The sequence below is a fragment of the Microcystis sp. M49636_WE2 genome (assembly GCF_030065375.1).
GTDB lineage: Bacteria > Cyanobacteriota > Cyanobacteriia > Cyanobacteriales > Microcystaceae > Microcystis > Microcystis aeruginosa_C.
The window spans coordinates 1-17,625 of the sequence record NZ_JASJFG010001030.1 but is presented as its reverse complement, the minus strand read 5'-3'; the positions used below and the strand labels follow the sequence as shown (position 1 = coordinate 17,625).

At 42.1% G+C, this 17,625-nt stretch carries 20 protein-coding genes; 9 read left to right on the top strand and 11 right to left on the bottom strand.

The window, feature by feature from the left end:
* Positions 1 to 246: 246 nt before the first annotated feature.
* Both PX484_RS23695 and PX484_RS23690 read left to right on the top strand, forming a co-directional pair.
* Positions 247 to 690 (top strand): cobalamin biosynthesis protein, encoded by a 444-nt coding sequence (locus tag PX484_RS23695; RefSeq protein WP_287767127.1) that lies wholly within the window; start codon positions 247 to 249, stop codon positions 688 to 690.
* A 16-nt stretch (positions 691 to 706) separates the two neighbouring features.
* On the top strand, positions 707 to 1,882 hold the full coding sequence (locus PX484_RS23690) for a lipid-A-disaccharide synthase-related protein (RefSeq protein ID WP_287767112.1): 1,176 nt from the start codon (positions 707 to 709) through the stop codon (positions 1,880 to 1,882).
* Between the two features lie 181 nt (positions 1,883 to 2,063).
* Here PX484_RS23690 and PX484_RS23685 read toward each other — a convergent pair whose 3' ends face one another.
* On the bottom strand, positions 2,064 to 2,912 hold the full coding sequence (locus tag PX484_RS23685; protein WP_287767110.1) for an alpha/beta fold hydrolase: 849 nt from the start codon (positions 2,910 to 2,912) through the stop codon (positions 2,064 to 2,066).
* A 58-nt stretch (positions 2,913 to 2,970) separates the two neighbouring features.
* Here PX484_RS23685 and PX484_RS23680 point away from each other — a divergent pair, with 58 nt between their 5' ends.
* Positions 2,971 to 3,864, top strand: a complete 894-nt coding sequence (locus PX484_RS23680) for an alpha/beta fold hydrolase (protein WP_287671116.1) — start codon at positions 2,971 to 2,973, stop codon at positions 3,862 to 3,864.
* Between the two features lie 16 nt (positions 3,865 to 3,880).
* On the opposite strand, the gene aroH is transcribed toward PX484_RS23680, so the two are convergent.
* Positions 3,881 to 4,282: a chorismate mutase gene (gene aroH / locus PX484_RS23675; protein ID WP_004163623.1), complete on the bottom strand. Its 402-nt coding sequence runs from the start codon at positions 4,280 to 4,282 to the stop codon at positions 3,881 to 3,883.
* Positions 4,283 to 4,350: 68 nt separating this feature from the next.
* Positions 4,351 to 5,172 (bottom strand): signal peptide peptidase SppA, encoded by an 822-nt coding sequence (gene sppA, locus PX484_RS23670; protein ID WP_004163622.1) that lies wholly within the window; start codon positions 5,170 to 5,172, stop codon positions 4,351 to 4,353.
* 166 nt (positions 5,173 to 5,338) lie between these two features.
* Here sppA and PX484_RS23665 point away from each other — a divergent pair, with 166 nt between their 5' ends.
* Genes PX484_RS23665 through PX484_RS23655 form a run of 3 tightly spaced genes read left to right on the top strand, consistent with a single transcriptional unit; the run spans position 5,339 to position 7,655 of the window.
* Entirely contained in the window at positions 5,339 to 5,611 is a 273-nt protein-coding gene (locus tag PX484_RS23665; RefSeq protein ID WP_254066512.1) for a DUF4160 domain-containing protein, read from the top strand.
* Between the two features lie 2 nt (positions 5,612 to 5,613).
* Positions 5,614 to 6,576: a DUF2442 domain-containing protein gene (locus tag PX484_RS23660; RefSeq protein ID WP_287767107.1), complete on the top strand. Its 963-nt coding sequence runs from the start codon at positions 5,614 to 5,616 to the stop codon at positions 6,574 to 6,576.
* Complete coding sequence (locus PX484_RS23655; protein ID WP_287767105.1) at positions 6,576 to 7,655, top strand: hypothetical protein; 1,080 nt, start codon at positions 6,576 to 6,578, stop codon at positions 7,653 to 7,655. The genes PX484_RS23660 and PX484_RS23655 overlap by 1 nt, the downstream gene beginning before the upstream one ends.
* Before the next feature lie 66 nt (positions 7,656 to 7,721).
* Here the strand turns inward: PX484_RS23655 and ligA are convergent, their stop codons facing one another.
* From ligA to PX484_RS23635, 4 genes are all read right to left on the bottom strand, one after another.
* Positions 7,722 to 9,731, bottom strand: coding sequence for an NAD-dependent DNA ligase LigA (gene ligA / locus PX484_RS23650; protein WP_287767103.1), 2,010 nt, complete (start codon positions 9,729 to 9,731; stop codon positions 7,722 to 7,724).
* Between the two features lie 14 nt (positions 9,732 to 9,745).
* The gene (locus tag PX484_RS23645) at positions 9,746 to 10,312 is read right to left on the bottom strand and encodes a Uma2 family endonuclease (protein ID WP_288105854.1); all 567 of its coding nucleotides are present in this window, start codon (positions 10,310 to 10,312) and stop codon (positions 9,746 to 9,748) included.
* 23 nt (positions 10,313 to 10,335) lie between these two features.
* Complete coding sequence (locus tag PX484_RS23640; protein WP_288105851.1) at positions 10,336 to 10,899, bottom strand: Uma2 family endonuclease; 564 nt, start codon at positions 10,897 to 10,899, stop codon at positions 10,336 to 10,338.
* Positions 10,900 to 11,087: 188 nt separating this feature from the next.
* Positions 11,088 to 12,410 carry an aminopeptidase P N-terminal domain-containing protein gene (locus PX484_RS23635; RefSeq protein WP_287667521.1) on the bottom strand — a complete coding sequence of 441 codons (1,323 nt, stop codon included), beginning with the start codon at positions 12,408 to 12,410 and terminating at the stop codon, positions 11,088 to 11,090.
* A gap of 61 nt (positions 12,411 to 12,471) precedes the next feature.
* Between PX484_RS23635 and PX484_RS23630 the strand changes: the two genes are divergently transcribed.
* From PX484_RS23630 to PX484_RS23620, 3 genes are all read left to right on the top strand, one after another.
* On the top strand, positions 12,472 to 12,945 hold the full coding sequence (locus PX484_RS23630; RefSeq protein ID WP_002800369.1) for a hypothetical protein: 474 nt from the start codon (positions 12,472 to 12,474) through the stop codon (positions 12,943 to 12,945).
* A 39-nt stretch (positions 12,946 to 12,984) separates the two neighbouring features.
* The gene (locus PX484_RS23625; RefSeq protein WP_002800366.1) at positions 12,985 to 13,119 is read left to right on the top strand and encodes a hypothetical protein; all 135 of its coding nucleotides are present in this window, start codon (positions 12,985 to 12,987) and stop codon (positions 13,117 to 13,119) included.
* A gap of 120 nt (positions 13,120 to 13,239) precedes the next feature.
* Complete coding sequence (locus tag PX484_RS23620) at positions 13,240 to 14,184, top strand: PhzF family phenazine biosynthesis protein (protein WP_287767101.1); 945 nt, start codon at positions 13,240 to 13,242, stop codon at positions 14,182 to 14,184.
* A 95-nt stretch (positions 14,185 to 14,279) separates the two neighbouring features.
* On the opposite strand, the gene PX484_RS23615 is transcribed toward PX484_RS23620, so the two are convergent.
* The 4 genes from PX484_RS23615 to PX484_RS23600 form a co-directional block, all read right to left on the bottom strand.
* Positions 14,280 to 15,050: a peroxiredoxin-like family protein gene (locus PX484_RS23615; protein WP_002800364.1), complete on the bottom strand. Its 771-nt coding sequence runs from the start codon at positions 15,048 to 15,050 to the stop codon at positions 14,280 to 14,282.
* Positions 15,047 to 16,183 carry an anhydro-N-acetylmuramic acid kinase gene (locus PX484_RS23610; protein WP_409772250.1) on the bottom strand — a complete coding sequence of 379 codons (1,137 nt, stop codon included), beginning with the start codon at positions 16,181 to 16,183 and terminating at the stop codon, positions 15,047 to 15,049. The genes PX484_RS23615 and PX484_RS23610 overlap by 4 nt, the downstream gene beginning before the upstream one ends.
* 33 nt (positions 16,184 to 16,216) lie before the next feature.
* On the bottom strand, positions 16,217 to 16,426 hold the full coding sequence (gene thiS, locus PX484_RS23605; RefSeq protein WP_002800362.1) for a sulfur carrier protein ThiS: 210 nt from the start codon (positions 16,424 to 16,426) through the stop codon (positions 16,217 to 16,219).
* Between the two features lie 219 nt (positions 16,427 to 16,645).
* The coding region (locus PX484_RS23600) for a thiamine phosphate synthase (RefSeq protein ID WP_288105844.1) at positions 16,646 to 17,625 on the bottom strand (980 nt) is incomplete at its 5' end.

The following is a 17,625-nucleotide window of genomic DNA, read 5'->3' as shown; positions in this document are numbered from 1 at the left end:
GTAAGACTTTTAGACCTTTTGTCAATCAAAAAGTACTGGATATGGGAGTGATCGGGGGGAAATTTAGGCACTTTTTCCCTGAAAATTAGGTAATTGGCCACCTCAAAACTGGTAAAACCCCACACCCCACACCCCACACCCTACCCCCCGGAAAAACTTTTTGCCGCAAACCCTAACTAAACAGCCCCAAGGTGATTCTCCCCGTTGGCAACCCTAATCCCGCAACAATTAGAGGCAACACCGATGATGACTGGCGCTTCCCCTGCTTTCCACTCACCCGCCGATTCTTCCGGGGCAAAAGTGCAATGCCATGGACGAGTATTATGGCTAGGCATAGGTTGCATCCGTGGGACGGAGAAAGCGGTCATAGATAGGGCAATTAGGGCTGTTTTTCAGCGTTATCACCTCTCTTTAGCCGCTATTGCTGGTATCGCCACCCTTGACATCAAAGCTGATGAACGGGGTTTAATTACCTACTGTCAGGAGAAAGGATTGCCCCTAAAAACTTTTACTGCCGAGGAGTTGAGAGATATTAATGTCCCCAATCCCTCAGCTATTGTCAACAAGCAAGGGGGAACCCCTAGCGTCGCCGAAGCTGCCGCTTTAAAAATGGGCGAGACTTTGCTAGTCAGCAAGCAAATAGAAGCAAAATCGGTGACGGTGGCGGTTTCTTTGGCAGCAAGGGAATAGAGAGGATACCAAATCGATGCTTAAACAGGTTTTATTTCTTAGTAATGGTCATGGCGAGGATTTAAATGCTAGTTTAATTGTGGGGGAATTACAAAAAATTCAGCCCCAATTATCTATAGCTGCTTTGCCTTTAGTGGGAGAGGGAAAAGCTTATCAAAAATTGCCAGTACCAATTATTGCACCCACTGCCACTATGCCATCGGGGGGAATTATTTATACTAATCCTTTTAATTGGATTAAAGATATTGCCGCGGGATTAATCGGTCTAACTATTAAACAAATTCAAGCAGCTTTTAAAGTTAGCAAGAATTGTGATTTATTGATAGCAGTGGGGGATATTGTGCCGATTGCGATCTCTCGTTTAACTGGTCGTCCTTTTGTGGCTTTTATTGTTTCTACTTCCAGTTATTACGAAGGTACAATTAAATTACCTTTACTGACAGAATTATGTTTAAGATCAGACAAGTGTTTAAGGGTTTTTACTAGGGATAAATATACAGCAACAGATTTAGAAAATCGGGGTATTAAAAAAGCGATTTTTGCTGGTTATCCAATTATGGATGTGTTAACACCAACGGGTAAAGATTTAGAATTAGATAGTCAAATTCCCATGATTGCTTTATTAGCGGGGAGTCGTTTACCCGAAGCTTTGAGTAATTTAGCTTTACAGTTACAAGTCTGTGAGGAAATAGTTAAAATTAAACCGATGCAGTTTCGGGCTGCTATCATTCCTAGCATCAGAGAAACCGACTTAGAAAATTTGGCTAAACAAGAGGGATGGCATTATTTAGGAGCGGGAAAATTAGAGAAAAATGGGGCTTTATTGTGCTGTTATCGTGATGCTTTTGCCGATATTCTACACCATTGTGACGCTTGTTTAGCCATGGCGGGGACAGCAGTAGAACAAGCGGTAGGATTAGGAAAACCCGTCCTACAAATACCCGGATTTGGTCCCCAATTTACCTACCCTTTTGCTGAGGCACAAATGCGCTTATTAGGGGAATCGGTGATAACTATTGGACAGAAACCCACGGAGGTAAATTTATTTAAAAATGCTGCCGTTAAAATTATCGATATTTTGGCAGATTCTCGTTATTTACACAGATGTTTAGAGAATGGCAAAATTAGAGTGGGAGAGTCCGGAGGTAGCAGAAATATTGCCGAGGAAATTTATATCAACCTAGGGTGTTAAGTAGCTAGTTATAATTAAATTAAAAATGGATTTTAGGTTTGATCCCCCCTGCCCCCCTTGATAAGGGGGGTGCCGATCCCCCCTTAATCCCCCCTTGATAAGGGGGGCGCCTGAAAGTTTTTAATACCTACCTACTTAGGGCAGCGTAATCCAGCTTAAAATTAGCTCAATTACCTTCTAATTAAACATCGTCATTTTCCCGAACAGATAAAAATTCGGCCACCGCTTGATTAAAAGTTTCAGGTTCCCCTAAAAATGCCCAATGATTACCCGGTATCTTTTTAATTTCTAGAGACTTTAAATACTTTTTATAGGATTGAATTTGCCAAGCAGTGCGATTTAATCCCTGTTGAGGAAGGATCAATAAACTGGGAATATCTAAAGCTTTAGTTAATCCAGCAAACCCCATGACATCCTCAAAAATTTCCCCGCGTGCCGATAAAGTAAATTTACTGCTCCAACTGCCATCCGCTTTTTGTTCGATGGCATTTTTAAACACCTCTTGCTGTAAATTTGACCAACCTTTATATTGTTTTAATTGACGAGCGATCGCTTCTATGCTCTGATAACTATCAAAGGAACGAGTAATCTTTAAAAAGGGCAAAACTTGATAGAGAATTGGAAAAGTTATCCTCATCCAACTAGGCATTTTATCGATAAAAAAGGGATCGACTAAAATTAAACTCTTAAATACTTCCGGCTGTTTAGTTGCCCAAATTGCCGCTATTTTAGCACTCCAAGAATGACCTAAAATATGTGCTTGCGTCCAACCTAAATGATTAATTAAAGCCCTTAAATCGCCGATATAATCCTGAAAGTGATAACCCGTTGCCGGTTTACCGCTTTCCCCATGTCCCCGCAAATCTGGGGCAATAACTTGATAATTTGAGCTTAAATAATCGCCCAAGCTTGACCAAACCAAAGCATGATCCGCCATGCCGTGCAATAATAATAGAGGTATACCTCGATCGCTCCATTGTAAATAGGAAATTTCCATCGAGTTATTGGTAAAAGTCTGGCGTTGTGGCATAAATTCTCGACTGATTTTTACTCTATAATTTAAATATCACTTAATAAAACTTCATACAATGGCGCTACAATCTCCAATCACTGCGACTAGCTTAGAGCAATTGTCTTGGACATGGCAAGGTCACACCATCCCCTACACTGTGCGGGGAGAAGGACAACCCCTAGTATTAATTCACGGTTTTGGGGCATCTATCGGTCATTGGCGCAAAAATATCCCCGTTTTAGCGGAAAATGGCTATCAAGTCTATGCCCTAGATCTTTTGGGATTTGGGGGTGCGGATAAGCCCGCTTTAGATTATAGTCTCAACCTTTGGCAGCGGCAAATACAAGACTTTTGGCGGGAAAAAATCGCAAAACCGACGGTATTTATCGGTAATTCCATCGGGGGACTGATTACCTTAATGCTGATGGCAGAATCTCCCGAAATCACTGCCGGAGGCGTAATTATCAACTGTGCCGGGGGATTAAACCATCGTCCCGAAGAATTAAATTTTCCGCTGCGTTTAATCATGGCTGCCTTTACCGGTTTAGTTAGTTCTCCCGTGACAGGAAAGTTTATTTTTGAACAGGTAAGGCAGAAAAATCGCATCCGTAACACCTTAAAACAAGTTTATCGCGACCATACCGCGATTACCGAGGAATTAGTCGAAATTCTCTATCAACCCTCCTGTGATGCGGGTGCGTGGGGAGTGTTTGCATCGGTGTTGACGGCACCCCCCGGACCTTCTCCCCAGGAATTATTACCGCCAATCGATCGCCCTTTATTGGTACTCTGGGGAGAGGATGACCCTTGGACACCGATCGCCGGTTCGGTAATTTACCAAGAAAGAGCTAAAATGGGAAATAATACCCAATTTTATCCGATTGCCAAAGCTGGTCACTGTCCCCACGATGAACATCCCGAAAAAGTTAATCAATTAATTTTGAGTTGGCTGTCGGAAATGGGGATTTAGTCAGTTATCGAAGATTTTAGGGATTAATAGTTACTGGAGAAATCTGCCAATCGGGGCGAAGATTTTTCGCCCCTTGCAGATAGACGTGCTGCATTTCCCCTTGTAGTTTGGGAGTATTAACGTGGAGAATTACCCGAATACACTTGTCCAGACTACCAGCGACCTGCATCTGTTGCACATCGAGGAGGGGGACATTTTGCCAATGGGGACGTTCGCGAGCGATAGCAGCGGGGAAAATCGCGTCTAAATCCTGAGTTGCCGTAAAGATAATACTAACAATATCATCGGGATCGAGACTATTGTGAATTTCGATCGCTTCGAGGAGTTCTGTTACTGCTTCTCGTATAGCTTCAATAGTATTAACCGTTACTGTCGTCGCTCCCCGAATGGCTCGAACCTTCCACTGCACGATTGTCATCCTCCGCTAATCCTGATGAGTCAATTTTAGGGGTTAACGCGCCCTTTTTCTCGACTTTAATCTAGCCATCAGGGGCGGTATAACCACAATAGTTGTCCGTTAACTTCCAATTCAAATTCTAGACGCTGTAGGGTTTTTTGTAATCCTAGGGGTATTTGGGAACGATTGCCCGTCAGACGACTGAGGAGGGGTTTCGGTTCTTCGATAGTCTGACATTTAGTTTTATCTGGGGGTAATCCTGCCAATTCTAGCGCCCAAAGTCGGGCATCTTCCTCGGTTCCCAAGCGATCGACCACTCCTAATTCTAACGCCTGTTGACCGGTAAAAATGCGCCCATCGGCAAAACTTTTCACCTGATTGACATCTAAATTTCTCGCTCCGGCGACGGTTTGCAGAAATTGCTGATAACTGGTATCGATCATATCTTGGAGAATTCTTTCTTCTTCATCAGTTAATTCTCGATCGAAGGAGAGAATATCTTTATAGGGTCCCGATTTAATCACTTTAAACGAAACTCCCACCTTATCCAACAATCTTTCCAGATTGTTCCCTCTCAGGATAACACCGATCGAGCCGGTAATCGTGCCGGGGTTAGCCATAATATAATTAGCCCCCATACCGATATAAACGCCGCCAGAGGCGGAAATATTGCCAAAACTAGCGATTATTTTCGTGGTTTTTTGTAACCGCTTCAATGCTTCATAAATTTCTTGGGAATCCCCCACGGTTCCCCCGGGGGAGTCAATGCGGAGAAGTAGGGCGGGATATTGCCTTTCTTTGACGATTTCTAGGGCTTTTAAGACTCTTTGGCGGGTATCGGAGGCAATTGCACCTGTAATTTCTATTCGAGCGATTTGTTTGCGGGTTTTCGGTTTAAAAGGCCAGACCATCAGGTTTAAATATCTCTCAAAAAAGGACTCTTTCTAATCTAACGCTTTGATCGTTCTAGGTTAAGCAGACATTATATTTCAGAATTTAAGGACAAAATGTCTGGTTAAGTGTATAATAGCATTAAGTGACCAGAGTTGAGGTAGGCGAGGTGAAGATTTGGGCAAGGTGGAATCCTTTAATTTAGATGGCTTAGATCTGTTTTTCAATTCTCACGATCATTGGCCACCTCATTTTCATGTTCGTAAACCGGGCCAATGGGAAATTAGAGTTTTTTTCTTACTTTGTAATCAAGAAAATGGTCTAAATTTTCAGGTGAAATGGCCCGCCAATGCCAAAATATCTAGTAAGGAAAAAAAGCAAATACTCGACCACGTTTTAGCCAATCGTTCTACACTCCTGATTGAATGGGAGGCAAAAGTCTGTACGCAGGGGAATTAATCATGTTAAATAAGCCAGAAATTACTGTTATAATTGAGGATAAAGAAATTTATAATTTCTTGCCAGAGTCTCAATCTGTGCAGATTCTTTCTTTACCAGATTTAAAGAATATTGATTCTTTAAAAAACATCTTTATTTGTACTTCTTTGACCAGTTTAAAAGCAGTGTCAGATATTGCCAGAAATGCTAATGATAAACATCATCTGCGAGGTCTTTTTATCCGAGCAGACATTGATTCTATCTGCTTGCCGCAACTATTTAAACGGGCCAATTTACGCACCCTGCGAAATACCCTCGTTTATCGAGATTTTACTTTACCCACAAGGGTAATTAATGCTTGGATTTGGGGAGCGCAAGAGCATTTAATCGCCACAGCTTTAGTTATTGGGGAAAGTTTATTAATCAGTCGCTGTGATCTCAATGAGCTAGAAATTCCCTTTGCATCTATGCCAGCTTTACAGCGTATTCCTCTAGAAGAAAGAGAGAAGTTTATTATAGCAGAAGATGGTAGTTATATTCATTGGCCAGTCGTGGACATTCATCTTGATGTAGAGGCTTTTTTGAGTGTGATTGAACCAGTAGCAAAACAAAAGTTTGCAGCGATTAAATTAAAACATGATCAGATTTTTGGTCGAGCGATTGCCTCTTTACGCAAACAGCATCAACTGCGACAATCAGATATTATAGGAGTATCCGAGCGTCAAGTGAGACGCATTGAACAGGGAGAAGGAACAAAGGTAGAAACCCTTAATTTATTTGCCCAAGCTCACAAAATGGAACTTAATGATTATCTTAATGCTGTTGCTGGGTTAATCGATAATACTTCAGTAGATCTGGATAGTTTTACTCATCCAAATATCCCAGAAATAGATGATTTATTTAAACTTATGGGTACTGAAAATCCTGTTGAAGTAATAGAAAAAAAAGTTAACTCCGAATATATCAGTAGAGAGGAGTGTAACTAATGAAAGTTTTAATTGACCAAGATTTAATCACAGAAATATTGCTTAATCGTACAGGTAATAAATCATGTGAGTCGGGTAGGAAGCTTTGGGAGGTTATTAAAAGTCCCCATCAATCTCAAGAAATAATTTTTTATATAACTAGGCCGTGCGTTCAAAGGGTTTATACCCTGAGCAGTATGAATTCATCAAAAGATGCTGATAAATTGATTAATCTTCTGGAGTCTAGATTTCATATCTGTGAAGGTTCACCTACTATTTTTCAGAATGCGCGTCAATACGATTCAGATATTGAATCAGCCATCGAAGTAGAGTGTGGTTTGGCCATACCAGTTGATGCAATTATTACTCAATCTCCCCAAAAATATGTCTTTACTAAACAAAATTTATCTCTTTGGTCGGTAAAAAACTTTATTACTCGTTATGAATGTAACCTTTTACTAAAACAAGAGCATAATAATTACAAACCCAAATACGAACAGCTAACTTTATCTCTAAGTTTAGAATTTCTAGTAGATAAACCTTCCTTATCAACTTATATGGTACGAAATTCAATTACTACAGTAATCGAAGCATTAAAAATAATTCAAACAAGTGGCTACAAAGGTATAACCAAAAAAGAACTTAAGCAAAAATTAGAACGAAGAGACACAACAATTAATAGTCTTATTTGGGATTTGGAAAATTTTGACATGATATTCATCAATCATGAGAAAAAAATCTTAGCGGCAAGAGAGCTTATAGGTAAAGGAGAAGATGATATTTCTCAATATTTATCATTCGCCCTCAAAAAACATATTCTTATACAAGAAATCTATAAAGAATTAGAAATTCATAAGTCAATAACCCCCTGGCGAGTAGAAGAAATTATTGCTAGTATCTGTACTTCTACTTCTGGTAAACGACCCAAAGATAAAACCCTTAGAGATTATCGTTCTAGGGTGATTTCTTGGCTTACTTTTACTCGATTGCTAGAAAAGGGAAGATATAATACATTAACTATACCACGAGATAAAAGCTCTCATAAGATTAACTCCTCTATAGAATATAAACAATTACATTTGCCTCTAAATGGTATGTAAAATTATTTAACTTTGCTTCTGCAATATTTTCTCAGAACAAGTCTTTTTAACGTCAAATAATTATATTTAATCCCCGATTAATTCGAGTAATTGTGCTTCAGTTAGCTGAGTAATGCCCAATTCTAGGGCTTTTTCTAGCTTAGAACCAGCCGCTTCTCCTAGCACTAAATAATCAGTTTTTTTGCTGACAGAACCCGTCACTTTCCCCCCGGCTTTTTCGATTAATTCTTTCGCTTCCTCCCGTTTGAGAGTTGGTAAAGTGCCAGTAATGACAAAGGTTTTCCCTGCTAAAGTCGCTTTTGTGGTGGTGGTTTTTGCTGCTGCGGCAAATTGTAAACCCGCTGCCTGTAATTTAGCGACTAAATCCCGATTAGCGGCGATTCTAAACCAATCATAGACCGATTGAGCGATTTCTTCACCGATACCATAGACAGAGGCTAAATTAGTCACGCTGGCGTTAGCTAACTCCTCCACTGTCCGAAAACTTTCGGCGAGAATTTTGGCGTTAACACTGCCCACATAGCGGATTCCTAGCCCATAAAGTACCCTCGACCAGCTTTGATTTTTGCTTTGAGCCATAGCTGTAATCAAATTTAAGGCGGATTTCTCGCCCATTCGGTCTAATTTGGCAATTTCCGTTTTTTCGAGGCTGTAGAGGTCAGAAATAGCGGTAACTAATCCCTGTTCAATCAGCAAAATCACCACTTTTTCCCCTAATCCCCGGATATCGAGAGCATCGCGACTGGCCCAATGTACTACACTTCCCCGCAAAATCGCCGGACAGGAACTATTAACACAGCGCGTCACCGCTTCCCCCACCGGACGGACTAGGGGAGATTGACATTCAGGGCAATTAGTGGGCATCTGGAAGGGTAAAGTCTGGGGAGGACGCAATTCTGGCAGGATTCTCACCACTTCCGGGATAATTTCCCCCGCTTTGCGGATAATTACCGTGTCACCGACTCGGATATCTAATTCGGCCACTCGATCGCTATTATGTAAAGTAGCCCTTTGTACGGTGGTTCCTGCTACCTGTACTGGTTCCATCACCGCCATGGGTGTGACTGCGCCGGTGCGTCCCACATTGACGATAATATCTTTAACTACCGTGGGGACTTCTTCGGCTGGATATTTTAAAGCGATGGCCCACCTGGGGAATTTTTGGGTGAATCCTAACCGATTTTGTCGCTGTAAATCGTTGATTTTGACTACGACACCATCGGTCATGTAGGCTAATTGATGACGTTTTTCTTGCCAATCTTGATAGTATTGCGCCACTTCTTGCAGGGATGGACAGAGTTGACGGTGGGGATTAACCAGAAATCCCATGGTTTCTAATCTATCTAAGGATTGCCATTGAGTAGTGATATGGTTATCGTCTAAATGCAGGGTATAGGCAAAAAATTGTAAGCGTCTTTTATCAACTATTTTCGGATCTAATTGTCGTAGGGTTCCTGCTGCCGCATTGCGGGGATTAGCAAAGAGAGATTCCCCTTTTTCTTCTCTTTCTTGATTGATTTTATCGAAGGTATCGAGGGGTAAAAAAGCTTCGCCGCGCACTTCCACAATTGCCGGGGGATTGTCTATATTTAAGCGTAAAGGAATAGAGCGAATTGTCCGCACATTGGGGGTAATATCTTCGCCAGTGACTCCATCCCCTCTAGTAACACCTCTGACTAAAAAGCCGTTTTCGTAGGTTAAAGCTAACGCGGAACCATCGATTTTTAATTCACACACATATTCCGTGTCTTGGGTTTCATTTACATATCTTTGCCAACGGCTGCCCCATTTATTTAATTCTTCGAGGTTAAAGGCATTTTCGAGACTATAGAGGGGAATATTATGACGGACAGAAACGAATTGACTAGAGATTTTATCTCCGACTCTTTGGGTGGGACTATCGGGGGTGATTAATTGGGGATAACGCTTTTCTATGTCTTCTAATTCCCGATAAAGTTGATCATAAACGCTATCGGGTATAAAAGGATCATCAAGAACATAATAAGCATAACTGGCCCTTTGTAGTTCTGTTTTTAGTTGTTGGCAACGTTGTTGGATTTCTAAGGGGATAGTCATAATCGTTAATAATGCTACTGTGCAAAAACCATTTGAGGAGTTAATTTTAAATCAGGAAATGTCACCGATATTATCCTATCTTCCTGATTAAATTCTGCTAGTTCATAAAATCCCGAAATCAGGGTTAAAACCGATATTTTTAGGGACATAGGATCGATAATCCAGTATTCAGGAATGCCTCTTACCGCATATTCTGAACGTTTATAACGGTAGTCATCATCGGCATTACCGGGGCTAACAATTTCTACAACTAAGAGGGGAGGAAATTCAATCACTGCTGTGGTCATATTTCTAATCTCTTGACATTGTTCAGCAGTTAAAATCATTAAGTCTGGGATTCTCGATTTAGCTTTATCGGTGCGAATTCCCACCGTAGCAGGCATAACTTTCCAAGTGAGATTTAATCTTTTAATTTCTGCTATTAAATAATCATAAAGAAAGGCAAGAATTAAAGCATGAAAGCCACTAGCGGGAGGCATGGAAATTAATTCTCCGTTAAATAATTCGTACTTATTATCTGTGGAGTCCTGATAATTTAAATATTCTGTAAAGGTATATATTTTTTGTTGGGTAGCAATCATGATAACCTCCAGCCGAGATTTTACTATTCAAAGACCATTTGAGGAGTTAATTTTAAATCAGGAAATGTCACCGATATTATCCTATCTTCCTGATTAAATTCTGCCAGTTCATAAAATCCCGAAATCAGGGTTAAAACCGATATTTTTAGGGACATAGGATCGATAATCCAGTATTCAGGAATGCCTCTCACTGCGTATTCTGAACGCTTATAACGGTAGTCATCATCGGCATTACCGGGGCTAACAATTTCTACAACTAACAGGGGAGGAAATTCAATCACTGCTGTGGTCATATTTCTAATCTCTTGACATTGTTCAGCAGTTAAAATCATTAAGTCTGGGATTCTCGATTTAGCTTTATCGGTGCGAATTCCCACCGTAGCGGGCATAACTTGCCAGTCTAATTGTAGCCTCTCTATTTCCCTTTCTAACACCTTAAATATATATCTAAGTATCAAAGCATGAAAGCCACTAGCAGGAGGCATAGAAATTAATTCTCCGTTAAATAATTCGTATTTATTATCCGTGCAGTCCCGATAATTTAAATATTCCGCAAAGGTATATAATTTTTCTTTGGTGACAACCATAATAATCTCTAGAAAAAACTTAACTGAATCTCCTTAAGGGGGGTAGGGTTGATTCATGAATCAACCCTACTATAAATCAACCCTACTATAAATCAACCCTACTATAAATCAACCCTACTATAAATCAACCCTACCATGAATCAACCCTAGGGTTAGGGGGGAACTGACAATTTTTAACACCTAGCTTTTTACTCAGATTCGATATCCTCAACTTTTTTGGGAACTGTTGCAGTTAAAACCTCATTTCCTGTGGCAGTAACTAACACATCATCTTCGATACGGATACCGATACCCCGCCATTTTTCCGGCACTTCCGGCTGTCCTTCAGCAGGTTTAATATCGGGGGCGATATAAATACCCGGTTCCACGGTTAAAACATGACCGGGCTGCAAATTTTGCCAAGTTTCTTCGTTAACTTTATAACCTCCTGCATCATGGACATCTAATCCTAACCAATGACCAGTTCTGTGCATATAAAAAGGCTTATATTTTTCCTCTTTAATTATCTCATCAATATCGCCGACCAATAGCCCTAAATCTACTAATCCCTCCACAATTGTCCTCACGGCTGTGTCATGAAAAAGATTATAAGGATTACCTGTTTTTACCACTTCAATCGCCTTTAGTTGAGCTTCCAGAACAATTTCATAGATAATTTTTTGTTCGGGGGTAAATTTACCATTAACGGGAAAAGTGCGGGTAATATCACCGTTATAGTAATTGTAGGCACAACCGGCATCAATTAACAAAAGCTCATTTTCTTGTACTTGGCGATTATTGTTGATATAGTGCAGAATACAGGCATTAGCACCACTAGCAACAATAGAAGGATAAGCAGGACCCATACCCCCTTCTAGACGAAAAGTATGCTCAATTTCCGCTTGAATTTGATACTCATAGTGACCAACTTTGGTAAATTCTCTGGCCCGATTATGTGCCTGTGCTGAAATAGCAGTTGCTTGGCGAATATTGTCCAATTCGGCTGCGGTTTTCAGCAAGCGCAAAGGATGGAGAATAAAATTAGTATCTTCTAAAGCAGTCGGTCCAGTGCCGCGACGGGGAAAAGTGGCGATTAATTTTTGCCAGTGATTGAGAACATTTGTATTAAAAGTTTTGTCCCGTCCGAGATGATAATAAATTCGTTCGGCTTTTTCGAGATATTGCGGTAATTTTTCGTCCAATTCTTGGATAGAATAGGCCTCATCAGCAGCAAAAATCTCCTTTGCTCCTTCCACACCGTGGAGATAGCCGGTCCAGGTTTCTTTTTCTGGGTCTTTTGGCTGTACGAACAGGATAAACTGATGTTCGGGGTGATGGGGTGCTAAAATCGCCACCGCGTCCGGTTCATTAAATCCTGTCAGGTAAAAAAAGTCACTATCCTGACGATAGGTGTATTCTACGTCATTGTGCATGACCGCCATGGGCGCACTGCGAAAAATTGCGGTTCCATTGCCGATTTTTTCCATTACCTGCTGACGACGCTGCTGAAACTCTCTGCGATCGATGCCCATAGATATTCCTAAAAATGTCACAATAAGTCCTAGAGTCTATTATCGCTAATATTTTTAATTTATGACCCCTGAAGAACCGGATTTTTCCCAAGATATCATCGAAAGGCGCGAGTTTACCCTAGCAGATTTTATCGCTCAAGAGGGGGCGGATTTCCTCAAAGGGGAATCTCCCGTCCCCAAATTGGTGCAAGTTACCACAGAGATTAAACAATTTATTGCCGCTCATTTAGGTGATTCTTCGGGAGCTTTGCAGATAATTTTACAGCTTATCGTCGATGAAGAATTAACAAAAGTCAGTCAAAATTTAGATAATCCCGTTCAAGCTTTACAGTTAATCCTAGAAGAAATTTTAGACAATCAAGAATTACTCTATGAATTAGTACACCGAGTCGATGTGAAATGGGGACAATTATACGGGGAACGTCCCTATTTTCAACAACCCCATCAAAAACCTCACCCTGAAGACGAATACACCCACAATTCCGTCAGAGATAAGTTAGTCAGTTTATTAGCCAGATTAGAACCGAATAAGTAGTAGAGTCTATAGCAGTTAGGCTCTCTTATTCTTTGTGTTATGAGTTTAACTTATATAGGAGCGATCAATCTTTGTGTCCTTTGTGTCTTTGTGGTTTTTCCCATAGGAGACTCCGAGACGATTCAAGATATACCTTATCTTTATGAAAAACTCTGTATTTTAATTATTTCTTAATAGAAACCAACAGGACTGACAAGGAGAATCTATCCCTAGACAGACAACCGGGGGGCGGTCAGAGGTGAAAATAGTTGTAAGATCAAAAAATTCTCCGATAACTGTTGCCCTATCCCCCGCGTGCCTACCTATTCCTACTATACCGCCGATGTTTTTAGCGATTGCATTTTTGGCGGTAATCCCTTGGCGGTTTTTCCGGAAGCATCTGGATTAACCCGCACCCAGATGCAAAAAATCGCCGCCGAATTTAACTTCTCGGAGACAGTCTTCGTTTTTCCGCCAGAAACGCCCCAAGGCAGCAAAAAAGTCCGTATTTTTACCCCCAGTACCGAATTACCCTTTGCGGGCCATCCTACCGTCGGCACGGCCTATATTTTAGCCCTAATCGGTGCTATTCCCCCTTACCGAGAAACCACGATTTATCTAGAGGAAGGAGTCGGTTTAGTACCGGTAAAAATTCTCATGGAGGGGGAAAAACCGGTCTATAGTGAGTTAAAAGTGGCACAATTGCCCGAATTAGTGACGGATACTTATGCTCTCGATGATTTAGCGGCGATTCTTTCCCTAAGCGTTGCCGATTTCTTACCCGGTTATCCCCCCCGCGCTTTTTCCTGTGGTCTCCCTTTTTTATTCATCCCCGTCAAAAATCGCGATATTTTAGGGAAAATAAAACTAAATCTAAGTCTCTGGTCATCATTATTGGGACAATCCCCCGCTAATTCCCTTTTTGTCTGCTGTTTTGACCTAGAATCACCCCAATCTCGTCTCTATGGCCGAATGTTTGCCCCCGGTTTGGGAGTTATGGAAGACCCCGCCACCGGTTCGGCTGTGGCCGCTTTAGCGGGCTACCTAGGGGCCTTAGAATCTTCTAGGGAAGGGATGAATCAATGGACGATAATCCAGGGAGTGGAAATGGGCAGACCCAGCAGTTTACAATTAAAGTTCCAGAAAAACAACCGTAAAATTACGGAAGTTTCTGTGGGTGGTGCATCAGTTCTGGTCTGCCAAGGTAAGATGATAATTCCCGATGGGGAAACAAAAAGCCCTACAAAAGGGTTATTGTGATAATTATTCCCTGAAATCGGTGAGAAACAGGAAAGGATTAAAATTTTGGACTGGTATCATTTAATCGAAAATCTCTATATGGAGAAGAAAAAAGCTTAATCCCGCAAAAAAGCGAGGGGATAACTCATATTCTCAGCAAAGCCCAAGATACCTCCATCTCGATGCTCATAGAGTAACTTTCCTTGACTATCAAATAAAAAAGTCCCTCCCCGTTGGGTGAGATAACTACTATCGGGGATATATGTTGACCAATTGCCCAAAACTTGACCCATATTACGCAGTCTCAGGGTGGCTAATTCAAAAGGTCGCTGAAAACCTTGACCCCCAGCAAGATTGAATAGGGAACCCCGGAAAGGTGGTAAAGGCCGCGCTTGTATTGTTTCCTCCTCGGCAATTAATTGGGGGGCTTTGCGATCGCCAAGATAACCCCGCAGCACTTCGGCCAGAGTCCCCGGACTACCCACACCCGCACACATCAAAATTAGATTTAACCAAGCATTTTGACCGGGGGAAAATCTGGGTAATTTTAACGATAAACCGCGATACAGTCCCAATAAATTATGTAATTCAGCTTTGGGGTCAACAAAAAGCCAATCTTGCCGAAATTTCGTATATTCAGCGAATTTTAAACCTGAATTGCGATCGCCGATACCGATGGCACGAATGGTGATCCCAGCATTTTGCCAAAGGGCCGCCTCTTTTTCTAACCACCAAGCGTATTCGAGACTGTCAAAATCTCCCAATTGCGGCCAAACAAGAATTAAAAGACGTTTATAGTCGGCACAATCGCTTAAAATTGGCACTATTTGCCCATCGCTGACCCTTTGGCGTTGAATTGTTGAAAATATTTCATAGATGCTGCTCATAGGTAAATTTCTCCCAATAAAACCGCTGCTTTTGCCCCCGTGACTTGCGGTAAATTACCGGGGAAATTGTGCCAGCGCCAATAGGCCAAAAGGGCAAAAGCGATCGCTTCTTTAAAATCGCTATTTAATCCTACCTCATCGGTGGTCAAAAGCTTGACATTTGACCCCAAATGTGCTAGGAGTCGTTGGCGCAGGTAGGAATTACGAGCGCCACCACCGCAGAGCAGCACTTCCGCAGGCATTTCTGGCAAAAAGGTTTGATAGCTGTGAGCGATCGAAATGGCGGTTAAATCGGTTAAACTAGCCAACCAGTCGGCATCACTGAGGGAATAAGCTTGGGCATCCTCGCGCAATTGGGCTAGATAGGCGGGGCTAAATAACTCTCTGCCGGTGGATTTAGGGGGATATTGTTGAAAATAAGGCTCCTGTAGCCATTTATGAACTAATTCCGAGCAGGGTTGACCCTGGGCCGACCATTGACCGTTATGGTCGTAGGTTTGTTGGCCTTGGCTCAAAAATTGTACGGCCAAATCGATAAGGACATTGCCCGGTCCAGTATCCCAACCGAAAATTTTTTGCTGCCAATTTTCCGTTTGTCGGGGGGGTAGATAGGTTAAATTGCCAATACCGCCGATATTTTGAACGCAGCGGGCTTTGGTGGGGTGAGAAAGCAGATAAGCGTCAATTTTCGGCACTAGGGGCGCACCGTGACCAGCTTGGGCGATATCGGCAGCGCGAAAATTACTAATGGTGGGGATACGGGTAATTTTTGCGATCGCTGCTCCCCGTCCTAATTGTACCGTGTAACCGAGGCGATCGTTTGCAGGGGGTCGATGAAAAACGGTTTGACCGTGACTGCCGATTAATTGGGCTTTTGGGGCTTCTTTTTGGATATTTAAAGCGGCACGGGCGAATTCTGCGGCGATATCATCATCTAAGCTGGCTAAAGCTTCAATAGATAGCTTTTCTCCCCCACAGACTTGTAAAATTGTCTCGCGTAATCGGGGGGAATAGGGATAGGTTTCCCCTGCTAATAACTGCACCTGTGGAGATTCCACCGTACCGCTAATCTCCACTAAAGCGGTATCGATGCCATCCACCGATGTGCCACTCATTAAACCGATAACTAACAAGTTTTTTCCCTCAAGTGTCGATTGTTGATTATTTTATCCCCCCCCGACAATAGTAACAATTTCTAATTTATCCCCCTCCTTGATTTCCGTGTTTTCCCAATACTGACGATGGAGGATTTCCCCGTTATATTCCACTGCAACTAACCGAGGATTCATGCCCAAATTTTCTAGCATTTGCGCTAGTTTAGTTGCGGGTAAACAGGTTTGAGTTTTGCCGTTGATTTGCAAGGTTATTTCTGACATGGATTTGGATACGAACAAATGAATTAATCGGAGTATTTAGGAGACAGGAGACAGGAGACAGCTTTTTTCTCCCCACACCCCACACCCTACACCCTACACCCTACACCCCACTTCATAATTCATAATTCATAATTCATAATTCCCACACCCCACACCCTACACCCTACACCCCACTTCATAATTCATAATTCATAATTCATAATTCCCCCTCCCCACACCCTACTTTAATTGGGTTAATAATTGTTGTGTCACCACATCGGGGTGCTGCGCTTCCATGATGGCCCGGACTACAGCCACCCGTTGCGCTCCTGCCTCTAAAACCTCTTTAATGTTATTACTATCAATACCACCGATCGCAAACCAGGGTAAAGGGCAATTTTCCCGCGCATAACGGACATATTCCAATCCTGCCGGGGTTTTTCCTGCTTTGGTGGGGGTGGCATAAACTGGACCAACTCCCACATAATCGGCCTTTTCTTGGATTGCTTTGGCCATCTCTTGGGGATTAGTGGTGGACCGGCCGATAATTGCCGTCGGGCCGAGAAATTGCCGCGCTAGGGAAATCGGTAGATCCTGTTGACCGAGATGAACACCATCAGCATGAACGGCCTTAGCAATATCGACGCGATCGTTCATAATAAATAAAGCATCGTAACGGTGGCATAACTCACAGAGTTTAGCAGCTTCTTCTAAACGAATGGTATCAGCGGCGGTTTTATGGCGGTACTGCACCAATTTTAAACCTGCTTTTAGGGCTAATTCAACGATTTCTAACAGATTTTCGGCGGGAGAAGTGACTAGATAGAGGGGATATCCTTGCAGTTTTTCCAGAGGTGGAGAGATTAATAGTTTACTCTCTAGCTGATAAACCCGATAGCGCAGCTGTTTACAGGCTATCCCTAGCTCTAGATCATAGAGTTTACCGTATTCTTCTAAAACCCTAAAAGCCTCCTGCACGCGAGCCAGATTTGCTTGCAGCAGTCCCTCGACAGTCTCCCGGATTTCTTCCCTGGGATGACTTAAATCCCTGCCGATATCGCCGGCCGTGTCCCGATGTCGTTTAAGATCGATCGAGTGCCAACTAGCTAATTGATGGCGCATTTCTTTACATTCTTGGGCTAAATCGGGATTATCTAAGCCAAAACGACACCATTCTTCGATAATTCGCAGTCCTTCTCTGGCGCGGTCAAGGTTAGCAT

Excerpts from the sequence above, each read along its gene's own strand:
- PX484_RS23695 (WP_287767127.1), top strand. The coding sequence starts at position 247 with ATGACTGGCGCTTCCCCTGCTTTCCACTCACCCGCCGATTCTTCCGGG.
- PX484_RS23690 (WP_287767112.1), top strand. The coding sequence starts at position 707 with ATGCTTAAACAGGTTTTATTTCTTAGTAATGGTCATGGCGAGGATTTA.
- PX484_RS23685 (WP_287767110.1), bottom strand. The coding sequence starts at position 2,912 with ATGCCACAACGCCAGACTTTTACCAATAACTCGATGGAAATTTCCTAT.
- PX484_RS23680 (WP_287671116.1), top strand. The coding sequence starts at position 2,971 with ATGGCGCTACAATCTCCAATCACTGCGACTAGCTTAGAGCAATTGTCT.
- aroH (WP_004163623.1), bottom strand. The coding sequence starts at position 4,282 with ATGACAATCGTGCAGTGGAAGGTTCGAGCCATTCGGGGAGCGACGACA.
- sppA (WP_004163622.1), bottom strand. The coding sequence starts at position 5,172 with ATGGTCTGGCCTTTTAAACCGAAAACCCGCAAACAAATCGCTCGAATA.
- PX484_RS23660 (WP_287767107.1), top strand. The coding sequence starts at position 5,614 with ATGTTAAATAAGCCAGAAATTACTGTTATAATTGAGGATAAAGAAATT.
- PX484_RS23655 (WP_287767105.1), top strand. The coding sequence starts at position 6,576 with ATGAAAGTTTTAATTGACCAAGATTTAATCACAGAAATATTGCTTAAT.
- ligA (WP_287767103.1), bottom strand. The coding sequence starts at position 9,731 with ATGACTATCCCCTTAGAAATCCAACAACGTTGCCAACAACTAAAAACA.
- PX484_RS23645 (WP_288105854.1), bottom strand. The coding sequence starts at position 10,312 with ATGATTGCTACCCAACAAAAAATATATACCTTTACAGAATATTTAAAT.
- PX484_RS23640 (WP_288105851.1), bottom strand. The coding sequence starts at position 10,899 with ATGGTTGTCACCAAAGAAAAATTATATACCTTTGCGGAATATTTAAAT.
- PX484_RS23635 (WP_287667521.1), bottom strand. The coding sequence starts at position 12,410 with ATGGGCATCGATCGCAGAGAGTTTCAGCAGCGTCGTCAGCAGGTAATG.
- PX484_RS23630 (WP_002800369.1), top strand. The coding sequence starts at position 12,472 with ATGACCCCTGAAGAACCGGATTTTTCCCAAGATATCATCGAAAGGCGC.
- PX484_RS23625 (WP_002800366.1), top strand. The coding sequence starts at position 12,985 with ATGAGTTTAACTTATATAGGAGCGATCAATCTTTGTGTCCTTTGTGTC.
- PX484_RS23615 (WP_002800364.1), bottom strand. The coding sequence starts at position 15,050 with ATGAGCAGCATCTATGAAATATTTTCAACAATTCAACGCCAAAGGGTC.
- thiS (WP_002800362.1), bottom strand. The coding sequence starts at position 16,426 with ATGTCAGAAATAACCTTGCAAATCAACGGCAAAACTCAAACCTGTTTA.